Genomic DNA, 23,529 nt, shown 5'->3' with positions numbered 1-23,529 from the left:
ACCGCCTCCGGCTGCCAGAGCTTCCCCTCCCTGGGCGTCACTTCCTCGCGTTCTTTGCCATCGCCACACCCCTCATCGATATCGCCGTCGCAGCAGATGAGCTGGACGGACCGCGCCCAGATGCTGACCATGCCGGCGTTGTCAGCGGCAGCCCATAGGGTGCGCCCAACATCTCGAAGGAGGAACTGCCGTGGGGTTCTCGGGCCACCTCGTCTTTGCTCGCAGTAACTGCCCTCTGCTGGACGCTCCCGTGTTCGACAGACTCGACGAAGAAGTCAAGGCCACCGTGCACACATGGGAGTCACGGCCGGGCGGCTGGCAGACGCTCCAGTTCGATTACGGGACATGGGATGACGCGGACCTGCCCGCCCTGACCGAGTGGAGCAGGGCACCGGCCTGCGTCGCCGACGTCTCCGACAGTTCCCTCGCCCTCGTGACCGGGCTGGACACCATCGGACAGCGCTGGCAGGCATGGCTCAACCTGGACATCGCCGCCAGGCTCCTGGTCAACGAGCCCGAAGACCTCGATGATCAACTCCTTTGGCTGGACACGCCAGAGTTCCACGACGCCGTCAGACATAAGCGCGCCGAGCTCGAAGCGGATATCCCCACCGACGCCGCGGGCGCCGTTGCCTGGGCCGCAACCGCCGGCATCCCGGTCACGCCACAGACGGCCAGAATCGAAGAACTGCTGCGCTCACACAAGACCTTCGCAGAAGACCTCTTCGGCACGCTACTCGACCAGCTGGGCTTCCCCCCGGCCGTTCAGCCCTCACCTGGGCCATAAAAGCGACGCCCAAGCACACTGAGCGTACTCAGCCGCGCGACCAGGCGCGCTGCCATCCCGTTCAGAAACTGAACGGCGCCCATGCAGGCAGGGCCCACAGCCACTCTGATGCCCTCGCTGCTCGTGGCAGCGAGGGCATCAGTCGTCAGGCGGCGCGGGCTGCGGGCAACTGCGAGACCCACGTCGTGAGCTCAGTCAGGTGCTCGGGCTGCAGCCCGTCGTGTGGGTCGGGCTGAACGAGGAGGGTCGCCGTTCCGCGGGCGGTGCGCTCCGCCGCCCAGGCGTGGTCGAGGCCGGTGAAGTCGTCGTCGATCCAGACGGCGGGGGCGTCGCCGAGCCAGGCGTCGACGTGGTCGCGTTTCCACAGGTAGCCGTTGGGGTGGCTGGTGGGGATCTGGGGGCGCGGCAGATCGATGTACGGCAGGGTCGGAAGGCCGAGGAGCGGGCCGATGAGGGTGGTGGCGTCCTGCCGCCAGCTGGTGCACCAGACCGGGGTGACCAGGCCGGTATGGATCACGTCCATGAGCAGGCGGCCGTGGTCGGGGTGGAGCCAGACGGTAACGGGGTTATCGGCGCTGCGACCGGTGGGGACGACGTCGTGGCAAGCGTGCGTGGACGGGGCCGAGCCGTGCTCGTCGGGGAAGGGTATGAAGACGCCGTCGATGTCGAGAAGCAGGTAGGGCGGGCACATCGGTCCTCCAGAGGCCGGATGAACGCGGCTGTCAGAGCTTGCGGGCGAGGATCAGCAGGGTGGTGGGCCAGTGGCCCATGCGGGGGTCGTGGAACTCCTGGGCCGAGGTGAGCCAGAAACCCGCCTGGCTGAGGTGCTGCTCCCACCGGTCCGTGGAGAACTCCCAGCGGGCGATGGGTAGGCGGGTGCGATCGGGAAGAGTGACGTGGTCGCGACGAGGCCGGTCGTCGCCCGAGGGGCTTCGGCCGCCACGCTGCGGGTGCGGGACGGAGAAGGCGAGCACCCGGCCGGGCGTGAGGCGCTGGGCAATGGCCGGGAGTTGGAGCTCGGGGGCAACGAGGCCGACGGCGCCGAAGACGGAGTAGACCGCGTCGAACTGCTCGTCGGAGGCGTGCAGGTAGTGCAGGGCGTGACCGGCGACGAAGGTGAGGTTGTTCAGCCGTCCGTAGTGGGAGCGGGCGCGGCGGACCTGCAGGCCGACCAGGTCGACGCCGGTGACGTGGGCGCCGTGGCGGGTGGCGAGGTGGGCGGCGTTGTGGCCGGGGCCGCAGCCGAGTTCCAGGAGTCGCTTGCCGCGCAGGTCGGGGCCGAGGATCTCGGCTCCGGGACCTTGGCCGGGTCTCGTGGTCCATTCCATCCGGGCGGGTACGGAGAGGGGTTCGGCGAGTCCAGCGGCGGTGCGCTGGAGTGCGTGGGCGTGCCATGGGGATGCCTGGGCGAGCACGTCAGATCTCCAGGAGGTGGAGGACGTCGGTGAGGTGGCGGCGGACGGCCTTGATGTAGGCGGGGTCGGTGGCCGGGTCGTTGATCCATCGGATGGACTGCTCCATGAACCACTCGACGGCCCACATGCGGTGCCAGCCCAGGGCCCAGTTCTCGGCGGTGAGCGCGCCGCGCGGGGCGAGGGCGTCGGGGGTGCCGCCGGCGGTGACGTACTGCTCAAGGAAGACGCGCAGGCGCACGGGGTGCGGGGGCTCGATGGTGCCGTGCCAGCTGGCGAGGTCGAGCAGGCCGGGACCGGTGAAGGCGCGGGCGAAGTCGAGCAGTCGCCATCCGCGCTCGCCGATGTGGAGGCTGGTGGGGTGGAACTCGGAGTGCACCCAGCCGAAGGGCGCCAGCGTCGCTCCGGCCGAACGGGCCTCGGCGGCCTGGGCGATCCGGTCGAGCGCATCCTCGACGTCGTCGGCGTCCTGCCACCGGTCGGCCTTACGCAGCCGTTCGAGATGCTCAAGCGCCCGGGCCGGGAGCGTCCGCAGCCGCTCGCGGTCCAGGACGGGCAAGGGCGGGGCCGTGCGGGTGCCGTGCAGGATCACGGCCGCGGCGACGCCGTCGAGGTCGTCGGCCTCGCGTACGGAGGGTCCGAGGTCTTCCATGAGCATGCCGAGCCAGCCGTCCAGGACGGCGGAGGCGTGGACCTGGGGGACGGGGACGCCGAGGGTGTGGGCCAGGCGGAGGGCCTGGTCCTCGCAGTCGAAGGGCTTCTTGGCGTACTTGAAGATGGCCGTGGAGCCGTCGGGGAAGGTCACGCGCTCGACTCCGGACATGGACCACACGCGTACCTCCTCCCGTACGGCGGTGGTCTGGCCGGTCGCGGTGAGCAGGTTGTCGAGGAGTTCGGCGCTGGGGTTCGTGGTCACGTGGGGCTCCGGGGGATGGTGGCGTCCGGGGCGGGCGAGGGATGCCGGCCCGCCCCGGAGCCTGATCGGGTGGGTTACGCGGCGGGGTTCACGCGGTGGGCGTAGACCTGCTCGATCCAGCCCGCCTTGAACGCGGCGAGGTCGTCGCGGAAGTTCGCCATCGAGGCACCGTAGGGCGCGACCACGCCGCCGGACTGGTCCGGCACGGACTGGCAGCCGTGCACGAGCCGGCCGCCTAGCGCGGCGTGGGCCTTGATGGACTCGATCCGGCGGTGCTCGTTGAACCAGCCGCCGTGGTACACCTCGTCAAGCGTCCCGCCCATCTCGTCGTCCAAGTCGAAGACGACGGAGGTGGCGGCGGGGAAGAACCAGCACGGACCGACGTTGGAGATGTGCCCGTCCAGCTCGACCTTGTTCAGCGCCATCAGGGTGGCCGCCTCGCGCAGCATCCGCAGGTGCTCCGCGGTGATCTGCGGGAGGCCGAGTCCGTCGAGGTGCTCGTCGCGGAAGAGGTACGCGTATACCTCGTAGGCGGTGGCCAGTACGCGGGTGGCATCCGAGGTGGACTCGCCGTGCTGCTTGATGAAGTCGAGCGCGAGCTGCTCGACCGCGCTCTCGGTCGTCTCGTCCACGTTCAGGAGCTGGGACTTGACCAGCTCCCAGTCGGCGACGAGCCACGTGCTCGACTCGAAGCGGAAGAAGTACTCGGCCGGGTCGATCGTGATGCGTCGGCCGTCGACCTGGATGCCGGGCAGGCGGCTCCAGCGCGGGTCGAACGCCTCGGGCAGCTCGACCGTGATGGCCGTGGTGTCGATGGTGGTCACCGTGTCTCCGTCTCTGATCGGCCGGGTCCGGGCACAGGAATGCCCGAGCCTGGTGTGGGTGTACGGAACTTCGGGGTGCCGCCCGGACCAAGGGGGAGCCTGGATCACGGTCGCGCCGTTCCGGGCGGCTGCTGATAAGTGAACCGGTGGTCACGCTCAGTGGGTACGGTGGAGGGCAGTTGAAGCGGTATACGCGGTTTACAGCTCCGGAGTGGAGGCGATCGTGGCGGCGCAGAGAGACCCCAATTCCCGTCTGCGCGAAGTCATCGCGGCGGCCGGCTGCACCTACGAGGGCCTCGCCAGAGACGTGCGGCGCATCGCCGTCGAGAACGGCGAGATCCTCCAGACCAACAAGTCGGCCATCTCGCACTGGGTGAACGGCACCCGCGCCCCGTCGGGCCGGGTAGGCCAGTACCTCGCCGAAGCTCTGTCCCGCCGAGCGGGGCGCACGGTCACCCAGACCGAGATCGGCCTCCAGGCCGGTGATGACGAAGAGCCGGCGGAATCCGACCCCGTCCTCGCGGTCACCGACCTGGGCCGGGCCGACGTCGAGCGCCGCCGCTTCCTCGCCATCGCAGCCTTCACCACCGCCGGCGTCGCCATGCCCCTCGGCTACAACCACGAAGCCACCGCCCGCATGCTCCGCGCCCGCACGGGCACGTCCCAGGTCGGCACGGAGGACGTGGACGTCGTACGGCAGATCACGGCAGCCTTCAGCGCGGCCGACGAGCGCCTCGGCGGCGGGCACGGCCTGACCACGGTCACCGCGTACCTCGCTGACACCGCCGCTCCCATGCTGCGCGGACGCTTCCCCAGCGAAGCCTTACGCCGGGCCGCCTTCGGCGCCGTCGCCGAACTTGCCTACCTCGCAGGATGGAAACACCACGACCTCGGCCAGGAAGGCGCCGCCCAGCGCTACTACCAGGTCGGCTACAAGCTCGCCTGCGAAGCCGACCCCCACGGCCACGCCGCCTGGATGATGCGCGCCCTCGCCCACCAGGCCCTGAGCCTCAAGCAGCCTCACCACTGCGTCGACCTCGTCGAAGGCGCCCTCCGCACAGGTCTCGGCCACGTCGACGGTCAGACCGAGGCCCTCCTCCACATCACCCACGCCCGCGCCTACGCAGCCACTGACGAGAACCCCTCGGCCGCACGCGCCCTGCTCGCCGCCGAGGACGCCCTCCTACGGGACGACGGCCCCCAGCCGAGCTATTCCCGTGTGAGCGGCCCGGCCGCCGGCACCGTGGCCAGCCACACCGCCCGCACCCTGACCGACCTCGCCGACCACGTCGGCACCGAACAGCAGCACCGGGACGCCCTCACCCGCTGGGACCCCGCGAAGTACAAGCGGGTCCACGCTCTCACCCACGCAGACCTCGGCGACAGCCTCGCCGCCCAGACCCGTGCTGACGAGGCCGTCGCCGCCTGGACCCAGGCCCTGGTCCTCATGGAGGGCATGACCTCCGACCGCACCCGCAAGGCGATCACCTCGATCCGCTCCACGCTCGCGGTTTACCAGCGCCGCCGCGTTCCCGGCGCCGCGGATCTCGCGCGCCGCGCCCGCGAGGCCCTCGCCTAACATGCCCAACAACCCGCCCGACGAAGGGAACACCGTGGCCCAGCAGACCGACGACCAGCCCAAGGCCCTCAAGCCGGCGCTTGAATCGATGACCCTGCTGGTCGCGGCCGTCATCGTCCACGACAAGGCCACCAACCGCGTCGTCCTCCTCCAACGCAGCGAGAAAGCCAAGTTCGCCCAGGGAATGTGGGACCTCCCTGTCGGCAAGAGCGAACCGGGCGAACCCATCACCGAGACCGCAGTCCGCGAGCTCTACGAGGAGACCGGCCTCACGGTGAAGCCGGAGGCTCTCCAGGTCGCCCACATCATCCACGGAGCCTGGGGCGTCGAGTCCCCCAATGGCTTCCTCACGGTCGTCTTCGCCACCCACGAATGGACCGGCGAACCCGAAAACCGCGAACCCCGCAAGCACTCCGAGGTCCGCTGGGTGGACGCCGATGCACTACCCGAAAATTTCGTCGACACCACTTCAAGCGCCCTTCATCGATACCTCACGGGAGGCCCGGAGGTCTCCCTCGACGGCTGGCATTAGCCTCGATCGTGCATGAGGGCCCGTCAGCTTGCTCGCGAAACCTTTGTGGTGAGTGTTGACGGGGGTTTACGGAGTCTGGGCAGGCTGACGGGCCGGTTGTCGCGTCGGGTTCCACGGATCCGGTGGGCTGGTGCTGCTCGCAGAGCAAGCCGGATTCGAAGATCCACCTGATCACCGACCGCAACGGACTGCCCCTGTCGCTGGGCATCTCCGGCGCCAACACGCACGACAGCCTCGGCCTGCAGTCGCTCGTGCGCGGGATCCCGCCTATCCGTTCCCGCCGCGGACCGCGCCGCCGGCGCCCGGCCAAGCTCCACGCAGACAAGGGCTACGAATACGACCACCTGCGGAAATGGCTTCGCGAGCGTCGCATCCGCCACCGCATCGCCCGCAAAGGCATCGAGTCCTCCACGCGGCTCGGCCGACACCGCTGGGCCGTCGAGAGCACGGTCTCCTGGCTGGCCGGATGCCGACGCCTGCACCGCCGCTACGAGCGCACGGCCGAGCACTTCCTGGGCTTCGTCGGCATAGCCGCAGCCCTCATCATCTACCGCCGACTCACCAACTGACACAACGTCACAGGCACGCCACGACGAACTCGGTGAAACGTCCGGTGTCTGCGAAGTAGTTCCTCTGTCCGACCGCGATGCTCCTGCTGCCCGTGCCCTGCGGGACGGCGCCCCGCCAGCCTCGAACTCCCGCTCAGGGAGTGGGTCCGCACCACGACCGAGAGGTATACCGGTGCCGCCGAGCGGGCCGCCGTCCGGATCGACGTCGCTCTGTACACCGAGGAGAGCGGGCACGAGGACGTCGCCACCGGCGAGCGCATCGCCTACTGGACTCCGACCGAGAAGCTGCTGGATGTTACTGACGCACTGCTCGACCTGGTGCCCACCCGCGGATGGCAGAACACTCCGCTGACCGCAGGACTCCCGGCGTGGCAGGCTGCCCTCATCACGGCGAACTCCCTGCCCGACACGCAGTACCGCGTCCCGCTGCAGCGGCTCCTCGACGACGCTCGGTCTCTCTACACGATCCGGGCTGACGGGCGGGCCCTGGTGCGGCGCGTCGACTCGGCGGTGGCGGCGGTCACCGGCGAGGCCGCCAAGGCAGCGGACCAACCCGAGCGCGGTTCGGCCACCCGTCACCTACGGCAGGCCCTCGACGCCGTGTACGCCCTGCAGCCCGATCCGCTGAAGGCGTACAGCGAGGCAATCAAGGCGGTCGAGTCAGCCGCGCACGCCACCCTGCAGCCGAAGCACGCCAAGGCGACGCTAGGCACGATGCTCGGGGAGTTCCGCCAGGTGCAGGCAAAGCTCAGCGTGCCGATCATCGGGACGTCCGGGACAGAGGGCCTGGCGGTAGTGGAGAGCATGATGGACCTGCTGTGGACGGGACAGACTAGCCGTCACGGCAACCTGCAAGAGACCCGGGACGAGACCGTGCAGGAGGCGGTCATGGCGGTGCATATCGCCTCGACCCTGGTCCAGCTGTTCGCGTCGGGAGCCATACAGCGCTCCTGACCGTGGCGGTCTCAGCCGCCGAAGGAAGCCGCTGCATCCGGTGCAAGGTGGCCGAGGAGACAATGCATCGGACGACGTACTGGACCTCCGCAAGCCGGTGTACGAGCACTACGAGGTACCTCAACGACTCACACCCGGTGGCTCCACGCTCGCGCGGTCCCGCGCCAGTCCGCACACAGTCCGCAGGACACCCGATCAAGACCGTCGCACCCCATCGCCAGCCATCAACAAAAGGCCAGGTCAGCGACCCACAGGGAACAACCCCGCAGGTCACCGACCCGCCCCATTACTAGGAGACCAAGAAGGCCTGATCCTGGCTCGGGCCGCCCGACCTTCACTTTCGTGGGTCGAATCGCCTACCCGACCGCACCCGGTCCGCAGGCCGCCGAACACGGCGTCCATGACGGACCGGGTGCGGTCTTCTGCGTACGGGCACGGGTGGGCGCGGATCCGCGGCGCGATGACGGCGGACGCATGGCCGAGGACGAGCCGGATCCGCTTGATGTGCGCACACCGGTGAGAAACGCACTGGCCGACTCGGACCCTCGCGGACCAACATGGCACGCATGAGCGACACACCCGCACGCTGGAGCCCGGCAACCATCTACCCCGACATGTGGGTCGACCCGGACGACGACCCCCGCAACAGCGAAGGACCCAGTCCGGACGGCGAGTTGGCGACACTGCAGGACTTCCTGACGAACTACCGCATGACCCTGCGGATGAAGTGCCAGGGCCTGGACGCGGAGCAACTGGCCCGTCGGTCGGTTCCGCCGTCGACGATGTCGCTGCTCGGCCTGGTTCGGCACCTCGCCGAGGTGGAACGGGACTGGCGCAACTGGATCAGCAACGGTGATCCGCTGCCGAAGCTGTACGGCAAGCGCGACGCGGACTTCGAGGGCGCCGTCGCAGAGCAGGCCGAGGTCGACACCGCGTACTTGGACCTGGAGCGCGAGCAGGCCGCGACCGATGCCGCGCTGGCCGAGCACCCGGATCTGGGTGAGCGTCTGGGGACGGACCGAATTGCGGTGCGGGAGCTGATGGTTCACAGGATCGACGAGTATGCCCGTCACTGCGGGCACGCCGACCTGCTGCGCGAGTGCGTCGACGGCAGAGTGGGCCAGTGAGGTTCTCTCGGCGAGGACCGTTTCCGAGGCTTGCCGAGGACGAGGGCGGTGCTCCTGCACCTGCTCCGTGACGACGCGACCGGACTGCCCAGCGGCTGGTAGAAGGAGCCGACCTTCGTGGACGGCGGCGTGCTCACCAGCCGAATCGGCTGACGCCGCTGGGGCGTTCGGCATGCAGACGGGCGTGGTGCGTGCCTGGCAGTCGTCGACCGGGTGGAGTTTCGTATTCAGGCCGCCGCGGGAGCGACCAAGGGCCTGATCGTCCCGCTCCGAACTCCGGGAGCCTTCTTGTCCCGGCATCGGCGTCGGGCCGTCCGGACCGACCGCACAGGATCGGCCGAACGGCTGCGGGGCCGACGGGATTCGAACCCGCGGACGGGGAGGGCAGGTCCGCCCGAACCCCCTCAGTCGGCATGCGGAGGACCTCCCGCACGCCGATTGCAATGGGCCGCTCTGCCACGGCTCCCGCAACCTGCGGGACTGCGCGGTCCCGTTCCCAGAAGCGTAGGGTCAACTCCCTCCGGAGCGAGCCGTTTGTCCGCGGCGAGGGCCGGGCGACCGCCCCGGCCTTCACCGTCACCAGAGGTCTGCCGCCCCTCGTCCGATCCGGGGGGCGATCGTTCCGGTCCGTTTGCCTGCTGCGATGCTGTCCGTCGCCGTCCATGCGGCCGCCGATCGTCGCGTTCGTCGCCGGTCACTCTCGCCGCACCCACCGGGACCATATGGAGCCGGACGGGGCCGATTCCCCTCTTCGTACGTGGAGGACGGGTTCGATCCCGGCCCGGACCGGACGCGCACCGATCCGTGGCTGTCGGCCGTCGACCGGGGTGTCACCGATACCCCAAATGTGACCGATGAGTTTCCGGGGCGGGATCAGTCGGTATGGGTGGACATGCGCGCAGCAGGGACAGACATGCGCTCACGACAGGAGACAGCGATGACCACCGAGGGCTTCACCACATGCCTGTGGTTCGACGGACAGGCAGAGGAGGCGGCGGAGTACTACCTCTCGGTCTTCAAGAACTCCCGCCTCGGCAGGATCGGCCGCTACACCGAAGCGGGCCCCGGGCCCGCCGGGTCGGCGATGGCGGTCGAGTTCGAGATCAACGGCCAGAAGTTCGTGGGGCTGAACGGCGGACCGCAGTTCACCTTCAACGAGTCCATCTCGTTCCAGATCCATTGCGCGGACCAGGACGAGGTGGACTACTACTGGAGCAGTCTCACCGACGGGGGCGAAGAGGGGCCCTGCGGCTGGCTGAAGGACAGGTACGGCGTCTCCTGGCAGGTCGTCCCCGAGGCGCTGATCGATCTGATCGGCGACCGGGACGCGGCGAAGGCCGCCCGCACCACCGCGGCGATGATGACGATGAAGAAGCTGAACATCGCCGCGCTGCGGAAAGCGCACGACGAGGGCTGACAGGGCCAGGATGCCGGACGGATCGGCCTCCGTCCGGCATCCTCGCGTCACCGCGGGCCCCACGAAGGAGGTTCGCGCCGCCGCGGAGGCGTCTCGTGTCACCGCCGTGAGCCGGCCCTCGCCCGACGCGGGCCGAGGAAGGCGCCCGCCAGCAGCGCGCCGACCAACACCAGGGCCGAGTCGACCAGGATCGCGGCCGAGACACCCGACAGGACGCCTTCGGGTCCGGTGTCGCCGAGAGCGGACATCCGGGCGGTGGCGACGGCACTCATCACCGGGATGCCCATCGTGATGCCGACCTGCTGGGTCATGGTGGCGAGGCCGGTCGCCAGGCCCTGTTCCTCGTCAGGGAGTCCGGAGGTCGCGGTGACCATGAAGCCGACGATCATCAGCATGTTGCCGATGCCGCCGATGAACGTGGCCACCAGCAGGAGCCAGATCCATGCCCCCGACGTTCCGAGCGCCACCAGGGAAAGAGTGGCGACGGCCTGGACGACGCCACCCGTGACGATGGTCGCCCGGCTGCCGAACCGACCGACCGTGCGACCGCCGGACGCGCCGCCGATCACGGTGCCGATGCCCAGGACGCCGAAGGCGAGACCGGTGGCGAGCGGCGAGTAGCCGAGAACCTCCTGCAGATAGAGGGTGAGCAGGAAGACCAGTGAGGTCTCGGTGACGAAGGCGATCAGGCCGGCGGTGTTGCCCCAGATGACACTGCTCCGCTTCAGGATGCGCACGGGAACCAGCGGCGCAGCGGCCCTCTTCTCCACGTGCCAGAAGCCCACGAGGAGCACGAGACCCGCGAGGAGTGCGACCAGGGTGGTGGGCGTGGTCCAGCCGGACTCACCCGCCTGGGTCAGTCCGTAGACGAGCAGGAGCAGTCCGCCGGTGACGGTCACGGCTCCGGGGACGTCGAGCCGGGGACGGTTCGCGGGACGCGATTCGGTGATGAAGGCGGGGGCAAGAGCCACCACCAGAGCGGCCACCGGCACGTTGACGAAGAAGGCCCAGCGCCAGGAGAGCAGATCGGTGAGCAGACCACCGAGGATGGCCCCGGCGGTGAATCCGGCCGACATCAGAGCGCCGTTGAGGCCCAGCGCGCGTTCCCGTAGCGGGCCCTCCTTGAAGGCGGTGGTCAGCAGGGCGAGTCCGGCCGGGGTGACCGCAGCCGTGGCGAGGCCCTGCAACACCCGTGCGGTGAGCAGGACTTCGGGTGAGGTGGCGAGTCCGCCCAGGGCGGAGGAGAGACCGAGGACGACCATGCCGCCCAGGAACAGCCCCTTGCGGCCGACGAGGTCGGCGACGCGACCGAACAACAGGGTGAATCCGGCAGCGGCGAGCGCGAACGCGGTGGCGATCCACTGCAGTTGGGAGAGGGAAAAGCCGAGGCCCTCGCCGACGACGGGCAGCGCGACGTTAAGGATCGAGAAGTCCACGGCGATCATGAACTGGGCGCCGAGAAGGAGAACCAGGACGAGCTTCTGCCGTCCGGTCATGCGGATCTTCGAGTACGGGGCGACGACCGGAGCGGCGATGTCGGTGACGTCGCCGATGCCTGCGGCGTCGGTGGCGTCGGTGGCGTCGGTGGCGTCGGTGGCGTCGGTGGCGTCGGTGGCGTCGGGTGATGGTGCGTGACTGGGGGCGGACATGATGGCCCTTCCTCGACGAGAGGTGTAATGGGACTTTGGTTCCGTTAGGATGAGAGTCACGTTAACAGAGTCGGACCAACTAATGGAACTGGAGAACCGTTATGACACCCGAGGATGCGGAACCCGGCACCGTCCGACCCGGCGGCCGTACCGCCCGGGTACGCGAATCCGTGCTGCGGGCCGCGGGCGACGCCCTGGCCGAGCACGGCTTCGACGGTCTGGACCTCGCCGATGTCGCGCGCCGCGCGGAAGTCGGCAAGACCACCGTCTACCGGCGCTGGTCCACCCCCACCGGCCTGATCGCGGACCTGCTCCACGACATGGCCGAGCAGTCCTCACCCCGTACGGACACGGGTTCCCTGGCCGGGGACCTCAGGGCCAACGCCCGGCTGGTGGTCACCACCCTCACCGATCCGCGACAGGGCGCCCTGTTCAAGTCCGTGATCGCGGCGGCGACCTGCGATCCGCGCACCGCGGAGGCGCTGCACCGCTTCTACGCGCTCCGCGTCAAGGAGTGGTCCGGTTGTGTCACCGACGCCGTCGGCCGCGGCGAACTGCCCGCGGGCACGGACCCGGACGAGGTGATCCGCGCCGTGTCGGCCCCCCTCTACTACCGGCTGCTGGCCAGCGGCGACCCGCTCGACGAGGCGGCGGCGGACCGCGCCGCCGAAGCCGCGGTCGCGGCGGCGCGGGCGGGCGTGTACGTGAGGTGAGGAGGGGTCAGCCGGCCGCGTGGGCGCGCAGACGTGCCGCCCAGGAGTGGTCGGCGCCCTGGGCCAGAGCGATCGCCCCGGTCAGCCAGGAGATCTGGTCCGCGGTGAGGACCGGCAGCACCGCCGCGAAGTCCTGCTCGTCCTTGGGGCGTGGGGACCCGGCCTTGTACAGGAGCTGCACCTCGGGAGACAGGTACGGGACGCCGTCCTTCGAGGTCCGGCCGAGCCGGTCCAGCGGGAGGCGGATGCGGTGGTCACGGCGGAACAGCCAGTCGGCCCCCACCGCGTCGTCGAGCATGAGCTGGACGCGCCAGGGCTCGGCGGGTCCGGGGCGGCACCAGATGTCGTGGACGTACGGCGGCAGGACCTCGCCCGGGAGCCAGGGGCGCAGGGTGCCGGGCGGATCGGCGGCCCACCACTCCCAGCCCGCCAGGATTCGCTGGGCGGTGAGCTGGTCGCGGCGCAGCAGGAGTACGTCGATGTCGCCGTGGTCCCGGAAGGCGTGGCCCACGGCGAGTTCGATCGCGTAGCCGCCCGCGATCCACCAGGGGACGGACACCGGGGCGAACAGGCGGGCGGCCTCGTCGAGCGAAGGTGGGTCCCAGGGGCCCCACGGGGTCTCCGTACGCATGCCCGCCTGTCCTCCCTCCTGCGGTGACGCCTACCGTGACGCCCGCGTGCGCCCGGCCCGACCGACTCAGTCCGTCTTCAGCAGATGCCGGTAGCTTTCCGGATTCTCGCTGAGATACGTGGCCAAGCTCGTCGCCGGATGCCCGGTGAGGTGCGGTACAGCGTCCGAGACCGTGGACATCTCGCCGGCGGCGATGGCCTCGTACGACGTCACCCAGCCGGCCACCTCCCAGTCCTCGGCCCCGTACCGGGCCCGTGAGGCATAGGCCTCCTCGCGGGTCTCCGGTACATAGGTGACGGTGCGTCCGGCGGCCCGGCCGATCTCCTCGGCCGCTTCGGCGAGGGTGAACGCCTCGGGGCCCGTGAGGTCGTACGTGACCCCGTCGTGGCGGGTGTCGTCGCTCTCGGTGTCGGCCAGCAGCACGGCGGTCGCGGCGTCCGCGATGTCCTCGTGCCCCACCGCAGCCACCCGGCCGTCGCCGCCCGGACCGCGCAGCACCCCGTCGGCGCCGGTCATCGCCGGGAGCCCCGCGAGGTACAGATTGTCGCGCAGGAAGGTGTAACGGACCTCGGCGACCCGGATGTGCGCCTCGGTGTGCCAGTGGTCCCGGGCGAAGGTGAACGTCGCTTCCGGCGCGGCGCCGACGAAGGAGACGTACACGATGCGTTCGACGCCCACGGCGACCGCCGCGTCCACGGCCGTCGTGTGCTGGCGCACCCGGTCGGGGCTCTCGTGCGCCGAGACGAGGAACAGGGTGTGCGCCCCGGCGAGGGCGCGGCGCATGGCCTCCCCGTCGCCGTAGGGGGCGGGCGACGCGGCGACGGCGCCGGACAGCTCCGGCAGCCGGGACGGGTCGCGGCCGAGGAGTCTCACGGGCACCCCGGCCTGCGCGAGGCGCCGTGCGACACGGCCGCCGACCGCACCGCTCGCGCCGGTGACGGCGACGATGGGAGCGCCGATGCTCTCCGGCCCGGTGCGCCCCGTGGGGCCGGTGGGGGGTGCGGGGTTCATGCGGGGTCGCCTTCCTTGCGGAGCCAGGGGCGCACCTCCACGACCGCGTCCACCGGGACGGCGCCGTAGATGTGCGGGAACTCCTCGCCGCCGGGCGCGACGGACTCGTACCGTACGGGTGCCGGGAGACGGGCGGGGTCGATGACGAGGACCACCAGATCCTGGTCCCCGGCCCCGGCCCGGCTCCCGGCGCCGTAGAGCATCTCGGCCACGCCGTCGAGCTGGTGCGGCAGCGAGCAGTGGATGAAGCCCTCTTCGTGCAGGGTGCGGCCGCGGGTGGACATCTCGTACGTCCCGATCCCGCGGGCCGCCTCCCACAAGGGGCGTTCGGTGAGGTGCAGCAGCAGTTCGGCCATGGGCCAAAGCTAGCCGCGTCGACGCGCCCTGCGGGCCATCGGCGTGGCCGCCGATCCGGCCACGTGCAGAACCACCGCGATGCCGCCGGGAAACCATGCGCGTCGGGGCAGGCCGCGCGCACGGAGGCGCATCGGCGCAAGCCATGTGTGCGGGCGCGCGTCAGGCCCTGCCCGCGAGCAGTTCGGCCTCCACCCGCGGGTCCAGGCCGACCGAGGGGCGGTCCGGCCGTTGCGGGGCCGCACCGCCCAGCTCCCCCAGCCACTTCCAGGTGTCGGCGACCGTCTCCTCGACCGGCCTGCAGCGCAGACCGGCCGCATGCGCCTTGCTGACATCGCCCCGGTGCATGGTGTCGTACGACTCGCCCGGCGGCAGCCAGACCGGCAGATCGCTCCAGGGCTCCACCCCTGCCGCCAGAATGGCCTCCGCGGGGGTCCAGCGGAGTTCCGCACCGGAGCCGGTGGCGCGTACACAGGCTTCCAGGAGCTGCCCCATGGTCGCGTGACCGGGCCGGCTGACCAGGTTGTACGGCCCGTGCAGACCGGCGCGGGCGGCGTCCAGGAGCCAGTCGGCGAGGTCGCGGGCGTCGATGTACTGGAGCATCAGATCGGCCGTTCCCGGGGCCAGTACGGGTCCGCCACGGGCGATTCGCAGCAGCCACCAGGGCAGCCTGCCGATGTTCTCCCCCGGCCCCAGGATCAGCCCCGCGCGGGCCAGGAGGGCGCGGTCCCCGAAGGCGTCGAGCGCGGCCAGTTCCCCGCCGCGTTTGGCGAGCGGGTACGGGACGTCCCCACCGGCGTCGGGCGAGGCACCGGACACCAGCGGGCCGTCCTCGGACAGACCGGCCGGGGCCGGGTAGTCGTACACGGAACGGCTGGAGACGTACGCGTACCGGGCGGCCCGGCCGGCCAGCAGACGGGCCGCGTCCCGTACGGCCGCGGGGGCACCGCTCCAGGTGTCGACGACCAGGTCCCAGACGTCCGCGCCCGCGCCGCGACCAGCGGCCCCGGCCAGCGCGGCGAGGCCGCCTTCGACGGTGCGGTCGCCGAGGAGTTCCGTCACGCCCGGCGGAGGCGCGTGACGGCCTCGGTGGAACACCGTCACCTCCCAGCCGCGCGCGAGCGCCGCCTCGGTGACGGCCCGGCCGACGAATTCCGTACCACCCAGCATCAGAAGCCTCATGGGACCCGACTCTGCCCGCCGGACGCCGGGACCGGAACCGTTCCTCGCTCTCAGCGGAATCGGACAGCGGTCGGTCACGGCGTGCGGGCGAGCGGACTGCGGTTGCGCAGCAGCCACTGGTGGTACCCGGCCGCGCGCTGGGCCGCCTCCCGGTAGGCCGCCTCCAGCTCCGCGTACACCGCCGCCGTGTCGGCGCCCGGCCGGGACACCAACAACAGCCGTACCGCGAGGGGGTCGTCGCGCAGCGGCCTGATCGCCATGTCGTCGCGCGGTCCGGAGGTGGGCTGGCAGGGGGCGACCGCTTCGCCGAGCACGACCAGGGACGCGGCGGTGAGGTAGTCGCCGTGCAGAACGGTGGGCGCGAGGCCGGCCTCTCCGAACACCCGGCGCAGACCGTCCCATTCGCCGTCGACAGTGGGGTCGACCATCCATCGGTCGGCGGCCAGGTCCCCGAGGTCGACCACGGGCCGGGCGGCGGCCGGATGGTCCCGGGCCATGCAGATGAACTGCGGTTCACGGTCCAGGAGTACGCGCTGCACCAAACCCTCCGGGACGGTGAGCGGGCAGCCCTCGACCTCGTGCACGAAGGCGACGTCGAGCCCGCCCGCCTCGACCGTGCGCAGCAGCGCGCTGGCCGATACGTCGACCCGCAGCGAGATGTCCGTGTCGGGCAGCCGGAGCCGCAGCCTGCGCAGCCAGCCGCCGATGACCCGGCTGGCGGTGCAGCCGATACGCAGCCGCGGGCCGGAGACGCGCACCGCGTCGGCCTCCGCCTTCGCGTCGCTGACCAGAGCCGTCATCCCGTCGACCAGAGGGCGGGCCCGGCTGAGGACGGCGCGGCCGAGCAACGTCGGTCGGCAGCCGGTCCGTTCCCGGCGGAACAGCTCGGCGCCCAGAGCGTTCTCGATCCGGCGCAGCTGGGTGGTCAGGGAGGGCTGGCTCACGCCCAGCGTGCGGGCCGCTCGGTGCAGGCTGCCCGTGTCGGCGATGGCGCACAGCGCCCTGAGGTGTCTCACCTCAAGCTCCATGCCGTCGAGCGTAGGGCGGCGGGCGGCTGACGCACCAGACGCCGCAATCCCATCAAAGCCCTTTAATTCAGCGGGAGTTGTCAGATGATTCGTCGACAGGACCGGAGGTGGCGATAGGCCGGTGCTATCGCCGGTTGACATCATCCGCCACCGCTTCCGCTCCCCGACACTCTCTCCGTACCACCTCCCGTCCGAGTCCGATCATCGGACGGGTTCATCGGATCGGTAATCGGTAGGAGACCCCCCATGAGACACCCCAGGACCGTCCTGTCGGCCGTGGTCGGCCTCGGCTTCGGGCTCGCGGCCGCGCTGGGCACCGCACCCGCCATCGCCTCCTCTCCCACACCCGCCGCACCGCCCGCCGCCACGTCGGCGGAACACGCGGGCTACACCGCCCACTCCGGGTCGCACGAGAGCGCCGCCGCCAACAAGGCGTTCTTCGAGGCGGTCGCCAAGTCCGTCGCCGAGAAGCGGGCGGCCAACCCCGGCACCCAGTCGGTCACCATCGTCTACAGCACGGCCAACGCGCCGAGCTTCCGCACGCAGATAGCCAACAGCGCGCAGATCTGGAACAGCTCGGTCTCCAACGTCCGGCTGCAGGAAGGCTCGAACGCCGACTTCGCCTACTACGAGGGCAACGACCCGAGCGGCTCGTACGCCAGCACCGACGGGCACGGCAACGGCTACATCTTCCTCGACTACGCGCAGAACCAGCAGTACAACTCGACCCGCGTCGCCGCTCACGAGACCGGCCATGTGCTCGGCCTGCCGGATCACTACTCCGGTCCGTGCAGCGAGCTGATGTCGGGCGGCGGCCCCGGCACGTCCTGCACGAATCCCTACCCCAACGCGAACGAGCGCAGCCAGGTGAACTACCTGTGGCAGAACGGCTTCGCGGCCGCGCTCGCGCGCAGCTCCTCCTGACACCGCCCGGCAGCTCAGCGGCCCGGGCGGCCACCTCGTAGGACGGGGTGGCCGCCCGGACCCGCGGACGAAGACCGAAAGGGAGCACTCCGGCGACGTGCCGCCACGCCGGACCGGCCGTCGCAACCCGCCCCCGTCTACGGGCTGTTGAGCGCGGTACGGACCAGGGCCAGCAGCTCGTCTTCCGTCATCCCCAACTCACGTGCGTCCGCGACCACTTCGCGTACCCGCCCGAGCAGTCGGGCCCGATGCGGGGACGCGCCGCCGGTGACGACCGCACCGCGCCCCCGACGCAGTTCGATCAGTCCCTCCTCGCGGAGCTGCTGATAACCCCGCAGCACCGTGTGGACGTTGACCCCGAGGGACTCGGCGAGCACCCGCGCGGCGGGCAGCCGCTCGCCGGGTGCCACCGTCCCGTCGGCGACGGCGCGGCGCACGGATGCCGCGATCTGATCGCCGAGCGGCACGGTGGAGGTGGGATCGACCCGGAACAGCATGGTCAGCGCTCCGCCCGTCGCTGGTCGATCAGGGTGTTGAGGAGTGCGGCCGCGGTCGCCGAGTCGTCGACGGTCACCGCGAAGTCCCGGCCGCCTGCCAGCGTCGCCACGATGCCCTCACCGGAGCGGATCATGACACCGGTCCGCCCCGGGCGGATGCGGTAGCCCCAGCCGCCGTACTCCGTGAGGGGGTTGATGTGCCGGCTGGTGACCGTCTCGATCCGGTCGAGCGGCACTTTCAGGCGCGGCCAGGGAAGCATGCCCGAGACGGTGATGCCGCGCCGGTCCACCACCACGTACGGGCGGGCGAAGCCGGCCATCAGCACCCCGAGGAGCAGCGGCGGGATCGCGGCGGCCCAGCCCGAGACGAACAACAGCACCACTGCGCCGACCACGAGCGCGAGCGCGATCAGTGGCAGCCACCAGCTCCCGGTGCCGCGCGCCCATCCGGCGACCTCCCCGTCGGCGAGCGTGATCCGCGCTTCGTCCATGGCCGGCCCGGTCGCGGCCGACGGCTCCGGTACGGGAGCGAGCGCGGCCATCGCCAGCCCCAGCCCCCCGGCGAGCACGGCGACCCCCAGGGCGACGGCGAGCTGCCACATCGGGAGCGACACCCCCTGGGCGTCGCCCCGTGCGTTCTCGGCGGCATCCACGTTGGCGATCAGTACGGCGGCCATCACCCAGCCGAGGAATCCGGCGAAGGCATAGCCACCGGCGGTCAGCCGGCGGTGGGCGCGCCCGTAGAACTTTCCCCGCACCACCATGAGGGTCCACAGCCCTCCGATCACGACGAACAACAGGACGTCGAGCGCGGCATATCCCGCCTGCCCCATGTGCCCGTCCCCCCGGCCGTCGGCCCGGAAATGACTGGCCAGCCGGCCGGGCATCCGGTCACGGAAGGCGGCGAACAGGACCAGGTCGGCGACGAGCGCCAGCAGGAACGGCAGGGCGACGAGTAGCGCGCGGCCCAGGTTCTTACGCATCATGAAAACCTCCATTGTTCGCATGCTAGTAGAACAATAGAGGGTCGACAAGGTTCCGGCGAGTGCCGGGCAGGTCTTCGCGCCATCGCATCGGGCAGCCCCACGGGAGCCCCATGTGCAGCAACGTCCGGAGCAACGACGGCGGGCGGGGACTCCCGGGGCTCGGAACAACGAAGCCGTCCCGTACCGGATCGGTTCCGGTACGGGACGGGTCGGATCAGGTCGGGTCGGGTCGGGTCGGTTTCAGCGGAGGGACAAAGAGGATCAGGCCAGCTCCAGCGGGAACGCACCCCGGTGGCCGGTGCCGGCACCCCGGTCCGGGCGGGGCTCGTACTCGCGGCAGCTCCAGATCTCCTGGACGAATCCGGTGCGCCGGTCCCACAGGTCCACGACATCGCCCTCACCGGCTGCTCCGCGGTAGGCGTCCTTGGCACCCCGGAAGCACGCGAGACCGCCGGAAAGGCCCCGGCCGGGGGCCGGGAAGTAGTCGGAGAAGGCGCAGGCGATGCAGGTCTGGAGGCGCACCCCGGGCGGCAGGGTGCGCTGGATCGTGGCGAGGGCGGACGCGAAGTCGCTCTCCGCGCGGTGGGATCCGTAGGCGGCCCCGCCGAACTGCAGCTCCAGGTGGAGGTACGGATCGGGGCGGCGCAGCGACAACAGGCAGCTGAGCGTGGCCTGGTGGACGGCTTCGTCCCAGAGGACCGGGAGCGGCAGGTCCCACTCCAGGACGCAGTCGCCCAGCGCGCCGTCCACCAGGGCGAACAGGCCGTCGGCCGGTGGAGTGCCGGCCACCGGGGCGAGGCCGTCGAAGCTCTCGCCCTCGAAGTCGATGCCCCTGATCCGGAGGCGGAGTTGCTGTCCGTCGGTGGTGAGGATGACCGCGTCGGAACCCTGCCGGTCCCGGTACCACCCTGCCCATGACTCATCTGTCATGGGCACGGACTGTAGCCCGTGCCCATGACAGTCGCCCGGTCGCCCTCCTCTTCACCTCACGGGCCTGTGACCTCGGCTCCTTGCTCCGTTCTCCCTTCCACCGTCCCCTTTCTCGCTCCGCGCCCTCCGCTCCCCTTCGGAGTACCGCCTCCGCTGTCGCCGCGTGTGCCGCCTCCTCCTCTCCGCCCCCCGGCTCGGTGCGTCCGGCTCAGTGCGTCCGGCTCAGTGCGTCCGGCTCGGTGCGTCCGGCTCAGTGCGTCCGGCGGGTGACGAACTCCGCCAGGGTCAGGAGGTCGCCCGCCGGGGCCAGGTCGGGTACCGCCCGGGACAGGTGGTGGACCGCGCGGGCCATCCGGTCCGCAGCGCTGATCTGTGCCCAGTCCCGGCCGCCGGCCCGGTCGACGGCGTCGGCGGCACGGCCGACCTCGCCGGGTGTGTTCATGGATCCCCGGTAGAGCTCGGCGAGTTCGGCCGCCGCGGGGGTGGCGGAGGTCAGTGCGGCGACCACGGGCAGGGATTTCTTGTGGGCGACGAGATCCGCCCCGACCGGTTTCCCGGTCTGTGCCGGATCCCCCCAGATGCCGATCAGATCGTCGATGAGCTGGAAGGCGAGGCCGGCCTCCCGGCCGAAGCCGTCCAGCGCGCCGACCGCCCGCTCCTCCGCGCCGGCGTACAGGGCTCCCAGCGCACAGGCGCAGCCGAGCAGCGCGCCCGTCTTGGCTGTGGCCATGGTCAGGCACTCGTCGAGCGACACCTCGTCCGGACCTCGGTCCTCGAAGGCGCAGTCGGCCTGCTGGCCCGCGCACAGCTCGATGACACAGGCCGAAAGCCTTGCCGAGGCACGGGCCGAGGCCGGGTCGGTGTCCTCGGCCAGCAGCCGCTGGGCGAGGGCGAGCATGGCGTCGCCGGCGATGACCGCGTCCGGGATGCCGAAGACCGCCCAGGCGGTGGGCCGGTGCCGACGGGTCCGGTCCTCGTCGATGATGTCGTCGTGCAGCAGGGTGAAGTTGTGCGCCAGCTCCACTGCGACGGCGGCCCGTACCGCCCGTTGCGGATCGCCGCCCAGTGCGCGGGCTGCGGCGAGGACGAGCGCGGGTCTGATCGCCTTGCCCGCCCGCGCCGCGGACGGGGTGCCGTTGGCCTCCTGCCAGCCGAAGTGGTACATCGCCACCCGCCGCAGCGATCCGGGCAAGGACTCGACGGCGACGCGCAGTTGGGGATCGACGAGGACCCGGGCCTGTTCGAGAAGGGCCGTTGCCTCCTGCCCCTGCGCGACCGGGAGGGGTGCCAGGGCCTCCGGGCCCCGGAGGCCCTGGGCGGCCGGATCGTCGTCCCCCGGGGCCCGGGGGGTGGGTGAGGGGGGTGCGTGATGGGTCTTCACTGGGACGTCCTCCCGACGCCGCCCCGGGCACGGCTGCCCGGTGGCGGAGGTTGACGGGGCCCGGACACCGGCGTCCGGGCCCCGAGGGTCTACCGCCGACGGCTGACCTCGACGTTTTCCAGCACGCCGAGAGCGTCCGGTACGAGGATGGCCGCGGAGTAGTAGGCCGTCACCAGGTAGGAGATGATCGCCTGCTCGTCGATGCCCATGAAGCGGACGGACAGACTGGGCTCGATCTCGTCCGGGATGCCGGTCTGCTGGAGACCGATCACGCCCTGCTGGTCCTCGCCCGTCCTCATGCAGATGATCGACGTGGTCCGGGCGTCGCTGACCGGGATCTTGTTGGACGGGAAGATCGGTACGCCCCGCCAGGCCGGCACACGGTGTCCGCCGACGTCCACGGTCTCCGGCACCAGACCGCGCTTGTTGCACTCGTGGCCGAATGCGGCGATGGCCTTCGGGTGGGCGAGAAAGAGCTTCGAGCCGCGGCGGCGTGAGAGCAGCTCGTCCATGTCGTCGGGGCCGGGCACACCGTCGTGCGGCTGGAGGCGCTGCCCGTAGTCGCAGTTGTTGAGCAGACCGAACTCCCGGTTGTTGATCAGCTCGTGCTCCTGGCGCTCACGCAGCGCCTCGACCGTGAGCCGCAACTGCTGCTCGGTCTGGTTCATCGGCTGGTTGTAGAGGTCGGCGACCCGGCTGTGGACCTTCAGCACGGTCTGGGCGACGCTCAGTTCGTACTCGCGCGGCGCCGCCTCGTAGTCGACGTACGTGTGCGGGACGACGGCCTCGCCGACATGGCCGGCCAAGAGGCCGATCTCCGCCTCGCCGTACTTGTTGGTGCGCTGCCGCGGGACGCTGAGCAGTCCGGCGAGATGGGCGTGGAGCGAGCCCGCGCGCTCGGCGAGGTTGAGCACATCCGCCCGCCGGAGCGTCAGCACCTTGCAGTCGGTGACGGCGCGGGCGGTGTACTCCCACACGGCGTCGCCGTCGATCAGGGCGTGGTCGCCGAAGTAGGCCCCGTCGGCGTGGACCCCGAGCACCGTCTCGTCCCCGTACGGGCCGGTGCCGACCTTCTCGACCTTGCCGTGCGCCAGCAGGAAGACGCGGTCCGCCGCGTCCCCGGTGGTGGCCAGCACCTGGCCGGCGGCGATGTCGCGCTGCTCACACCGCCGGGCGAGCTCGCCGAGCACGTCTTCGTCACCGAAGTCCCGCAGAGCCGGAAGCTCTCCGAGCTCGGCGGGGATGACCGCGACCCGGTCACCGGTCTGCACAAAGGTCACCCGGCCGTCCCCCACCGAGTAGCTCAGCCTCCGGTTCACCCGGTACGTGCCGCCCTGCACCTGGACCCACGGCAGCATCTTCAGCAGCCACCGTGAGCTGATCTCCTGCATCTGCGGAGCGGACTTGGTGGTCGTCGCGAGGTTCCGCGCCGCCGCCGTGCCCAGACTCTGCTGCGGCGGCACCGGCGCGTTCTGAACCTCTTCACCAACGGACATGTGACGCCCTTTCGATCATTGGTCGACCTGCGCGAAGAAGCCTTTCAGCACGGAGAGTCGGCACGCCATTACACAAATGAGTGCGACTAATCGGCTTTGGGCTGGGCACGACGCTCAGCGATGCCCGCGGGCGGCATTAACTTGCATCCTCGATGCAAGTTATCTAGCGTGACCGTCATGCGGCTGACGAGATTCACCGACGTGGCGCTGCGCGTGCTGATGCGCCTCGCCGTCGTGGAGAACGAGGATCCGCCGACCACGCGAGAGGTGGCGGCCACCATGGAGGTGCCGTACACCCACAGCGCGAAGGTCGTCGCCAAGCTCCAGCATCTCGGCCTCATCGAGGCACGCCGGGGCCGCGGCGGCGGACTCAGCCTCACCGGAGCGGGCCGGTCCGCCTCCATCGGCGCGCTCGTCCGGGAGCTCGAAGGACCCGGCGACGTCGTCGACTGCGAGGGCTCCGTCCCCTGCCCCCTGCGCGCGGCCTGCAGACTGCGCGGCGCGCTGCGCCTGGCCGAGGAGGCCTTCTACGCCTCGCTCGACCCGATCACCGTCACCGAACTCGTCGCCTCCCCCACCGGACCGCTGCTGATCGGCATCAGCAGCCGCCGCCCGGCCCCCGGCTGACCC

The 23,529-nt window shown here is 70.8% G+C and carries 25 protein-coding genes and 1 tRNA gene; 10 read left to right on the top strand and 16 right to left on the bottom strand.

The features are described 5' to 3' along the window. The first annotated feature begins 190 nt into the window (after positions 1-190). Positions 191-787 carry a hypothetical protein gene (locus ACF1B9_RS17595; RefSeq protein ID WP_391741710.1) on the top strand — a complete coding sequence of 199 codons (597 nt, stop codon included), beginning with the start codon at positions 191-193 and terminating at the stop codon, positions 785-787. Positions 788-932: 145 nt separating this feature from the next. Here ACF1B9_RS17595 and ACF1B9_RS17590 read toward each other — a convergent pair whose 3' ends face one another. The 4 genes from ACF1B9_RS17590 to ACF1B9_RS17575 all read right to left on the bottom strand — a co-directional run bounded on the left by ACF1B9_RS17590 (position 933) and on the right by ACF1B9_RS17575 (position 3,939). Then, on the bottom strand, positions 933-1,478 hold the full coding sequence (locus ACF1B9_RS17590; protein WP_391741709.1) for an HAD domain-containing protein: 546 nt from the start codon (positions 1,476-1,478) through the stop codon (positions 933-935). Between the two features lie 31 nt (positions 1,479-1,509). After that, complete coding sequence (locus ACF1B9_RS17585) at positions 1,510-2,202, bottom strand: class I SAM-dependent methyltransferase (protein WP_391741708.1); 693 nt, start codon at positions 2,200-2,202, stop codon at positions 1,510-1,512. Between the two features lies 1 nt (position 2,203). Then, on the bottom strand, positions 2,204-3,115 hold the full coding sequence (locus tag ACF1B9_RS17580; RefSeq protein WP_391741707.1) for a phosphotransferase family protein: 912 nt from the start codon (positions 3,113-3,115) through the stop codon (positions 2,204-2,206). 74 nt (positions 3,116-3,189) lie between these two features. Next, entirely contained in the window at positions 3,190-3,939 is a 750-nt protein-coding gene (locus ACF1B9_RS17575; RefSeq protein WP_391741705.1) for a hypothetical protein, read from the bottom strand. Between the two features lie 223 nt (positions 3,940-4,162). Between ACF1B9_RS17575 and ACF1B9_RS17570 the strand changes: the two genes are divergently transcribed. The 5 genes from ACF1B9_RS17570 to ACF1B9_RS17550 all read left to right on the top strand — a co-directional run bounded on the left by ACF1B9_RS17570 (position 4,163) and on the right by ACF1B9_RS17550 (position 8,700). Beyond that, positions 4,163-5,518 carry a tetratricopeptide repeat protein gene (locus ACF1B9_RS17570; protein WP_391741704.1) on the top strand — a complete coding sequence of 452 codons (1,356 nt, stop codon included), beginning with the start codon at positions 4,163-4,165 and terminating at the stop codon, positions 5,516-5,518. Position 5,519: 1 nt separating this feature from the next. After that, positions 5,520-6,050 (top strand): NUDIX domain-containing protein, encoded by a 531-nt coding sequence (locus ACF1B9_RS17565; RefSeq protein ID WP_391741702.1) that lies wholly within the window; start codon positions 5,520-5,522, stop codon positions 6,048-6,050. A 122-nt stretch (positions 6,051-6,172) separates the two neighbouring features. After that, complete coding sequence (locus ACF1B9_RS17560; RefSeq protein WP_391741700.1) at positions 6,173-6,619, top strand: IS5 family transposase; 447 nt, start codon at positions 6,173-6,175, stop codon at positions 6,617-6,619. A gap of 318 nt (positions 6,620-6,937) precedes the next feature. Beyond that, complete coding sequence (locus ACF1B9_RS17555) at positions 6,938-7,573, top strand: hypothetical protein (RefSeq protein ID WP_391741699.1); 636 nt, start codon at positions 6,938-6,940, stop codon at positions 7,571-7,573. Between the two features lie 566 nt (positions 7,574-8,139). Continuing rightward, complete coding sequence (locus tag ACF1B9_RS17550; RefSeq protein WP_391741697.1) at positions 8,140-8,700, top strand: DinB family protein; 561 nt, start codon at positions 8,140-8,142, stop codon at positions 8,698-8,700. Positions 8,701-9,048: 348 nt separating this feature from the next. On the opposite strand, the gene ACF1B9_RS17545 is transcribed toward ACF1B9_RS17550, so the two are convergent. Beyond that, positions 9,049-9,167: transfer RNA gene (locus ACF1B9_RS17545), tRNA-OTHER, on the bottom strand. 470 nt (positions 9,168-9,637) lie between these two features. Here ACF1B9_RS17545 and ACF1B9_RS17540 point away from each other — a divergent pair. Continuing rightward, the gene (locus tag ACF1B9_RS17540; protein WP_391741696.1) at positions 9,638-10,117 is read left to right on the top strand and encodes a VOC family protein; all 480 of its coding nucleotides are present in this window, start codon (positions 9,638-9,640) and stop codon (positions 10,115-10,117) included. 98 nt (positions 10,118-10,215) lie between these two features. Here the strand turns inward: ACF1B9_RS17540 and ACF1B9_RS17535 are convergent, their stop codons facing one another. Continuing rightward, positions 10,216-11,766 (bottom strand): MFS transporter, encoded by a 1,551-nt coding sequence (locus ACF1B9_RS17535; RefSeq protein ID WP_391741694.1) that lies wholly within the window; start codon positions 11,764-11,766, stop codon positions 10,216-10,218. Between the two features lie 101 nt (positions 11,767-11,867). On the opposite strand from ACF1B9_RS17535, the gene ACF1B9_RS17530 reads away from it, so the two are divergent. Further along, on the top strand, positions 11,868-12,479 hold the full coding sequence (locus ACF1B9_RS17530; RefSeq protein ID WP_391741693.1) for a TetR/AcrR family transcriptional regulator: 612 nt from the start codon (positions 11,868-11,870) through the stop codon (positions 12,477-12,479). A gap of 7 nt (positions 12,480-12,486) precedes the next feature. On the opposite strand, the gene ACF1B9_RS17525 is transcribed toward ACF1B9_RS17530, so the two are convergent. From ACF1B9_RS17525 to ACF1B9_RS17505, 5 genes are all read right to left on the bottom strand, one after another. Next, positions 12,487-13,110, bottom strand: coding sequence for a nucleotidyltransferase domain-containing protein (locus ACF1B9_RS17525; RefSeq protein WP_391741692.1), 624 nt, complete (start codon positions 13,108-13,110; stop codon positions 12,487-12,489). A gap of 66 nt (positions 13,111-13,176) precedes the next feature. Further along, positions 13,177-14,121 (bottom strand): NmrA family NAD(P)-binding protein, encoded by a 945-nt coding sequence (locus ACF1B9_RS17520; protein WP_391741691.1) that lies wholly within the window; start codon positions 14,119-14,121, stop codon positions 13,177-13,179. Further along, the gene (locus ACF1B9_RS17515) at positions 14,118-14,477 is read right to left on the bottom strand and encodes a DUF952 domain-containing protein (protein WP_391741690.1); all 360 of its coding nucleotides are present in this window, start codon (positions 14,475-14,477) and stop codon (positions 14,118-14,120) included. The genes ACF1B9_RS17520 and ACF1B9_RS17515 overlap by 4 nt, the downstream gene beginning before the upstream one ends. A gap of 160 nt (positions 14,478-14,637) precedes the next feature. Then, positions 14,638-15,645 carry an NAD-dependent epimerase/dehydratase family protein gene (locus ACF1B9_RS17510; RefSeq protein ID WP_391741904.1) on the bottom strand — a complete coding sequence of 336 codons (1,008 nt, stop codon included), beginning with the start codon at positions 15,643-15,645 and terminating at the stop codon, positions 14,638-14,640. An 86-nt stretch (positions 15,646-15,731) separates the two neighbouring features. Next, complete coding sequence (locus tag ACF1B9_RS17505) at positions 15,732-16,685, bottom strand: LysR family transcriptional regulator (RefSeq protein WP_391741688.1); 954 nt, start codon at positions 16,683-16,685, stop codon at positions 15,732-15,734. Between the two features lie 246 nt (positions 16,686-16,931). Between ACF1B9_RS17505 and snpA the strand changes: the two genes are divergently transcribed. After that, positions 16,932-17,609 carry a snapalysin gene (gene snpA / locus ACF1B9_RS17500; RefSeq protein ID WP_391741687.1) on the top strand — a complete coding sequence of 226 codons (678 nt, stop codon included), beginning with the start codon at positions 16,932-16,934 and terminating at the stop codon, positions 17,607-17,609. 137 nt (positions 17,610-17,746) lie between these two features. On the opposite strand, the gene ACF1B9_RS17495 is transcribed toward snpA, so the two are convergent. The 5 genes from ACF1B9_RS17495 to ACF1B9_RS17475 all read right to left on the bottom strand — a co-directional run bounded on the left by ACF1B9_RS17495 (position 17,747) and on the right by ACF1B9_RS17475 (position 22,899). Further along, positions 17,747-18,106: a GntR family transcriptional regulator gene (locus tag ACF1B9_RS17495; RefSeq protein WP_376219193.1), complete on the bottom strand. Its 360-nt coding sequence runs from the start codon at positions 18,104-18,106 to the stop codon at positions 17,747-17,749. Positions 18,107-18,108: 2 nt separating this feature from the next. Beyond that, the gene (locus ACF1B9_RS17490) at positions 18,109-19,092 is read right to left on the bottom strand and encodes a DUF1648 domain-containing protein (protein WP_391741686.1); all 984 of its coding nucleotides are present in this window, start codon (positions 19,090-19,092) and stop codon (positions 18,109-18,111) included. A gap of 261 nt (positions 19,093-19,353) precedes the next feature. Then, on the bottom strand, positions 19,354-20,022 hold the full coding sequence (locus ACF1B9_RS17485) for a DUF6304 family protein (protein ID WP_391741685.1): 669 nt from the start codon (positions 20,020-20,022) through the stop codon (positions 19,354-19,356). A 250-nt stretch (positions 20,023-20,272) separates the two neighbouring features. Further along, positions 20,273-21,313 (bottom strand): family 2 encapsulin nanocompartment cargo protein polyprenyl transferase, encoded by a 1,041-nt coding sequence (locus ACF1B9_RS17480; protein WP_391741903.1) that lies wholly within the window; start codon positions 21,311-21,313, stop codon positions 20,273-20,275. Positions 21,314-21,492: 179 nt separating this feature from the next. Then, positions 21,493-22,899 carry a family 2B encapsulin nanocompartment shell protein gene (locus ACF1B9_RS17475; RefSeq protein ID WP_391741684.1) on the bottom strand — a complete coding sequence of 469 codons (1,407 nt, stop codon included), beginning with the start codon at positions 22,897-22,899 and terminating at the stop codon, positions 21,493-21,495. Between the two features lie 177 nt (positions 22,900-23,076). On the opposite strand from ACF1B9_RS17475, the gene ACF1B9_RS17470 reads away from it, so the two are divergent. After that, a complete protein-coding gene (locus ACF1B9_RS17470) occupies positions 23,077-23,526 on the top strand; it encodes an RrF2 family transcriptional regulator (protein WP_391741683.1) in 450 nt (149 codons plus the stop codon). Positions 23,527-23,529: the final 3 nt, after the last annotated feature.

It is taken from the genome of Streptomyces sp. NPDC014727 (assembly GCF_043083485.1).
GTDB lineage: Bacteria > Actinomycetota > Actinomycetes > Streptomycetales > Streptomycetaceae > Streptomyces.
This window is presented reverse-complemented; position numbering and strand designations above follow the sequence as displayed.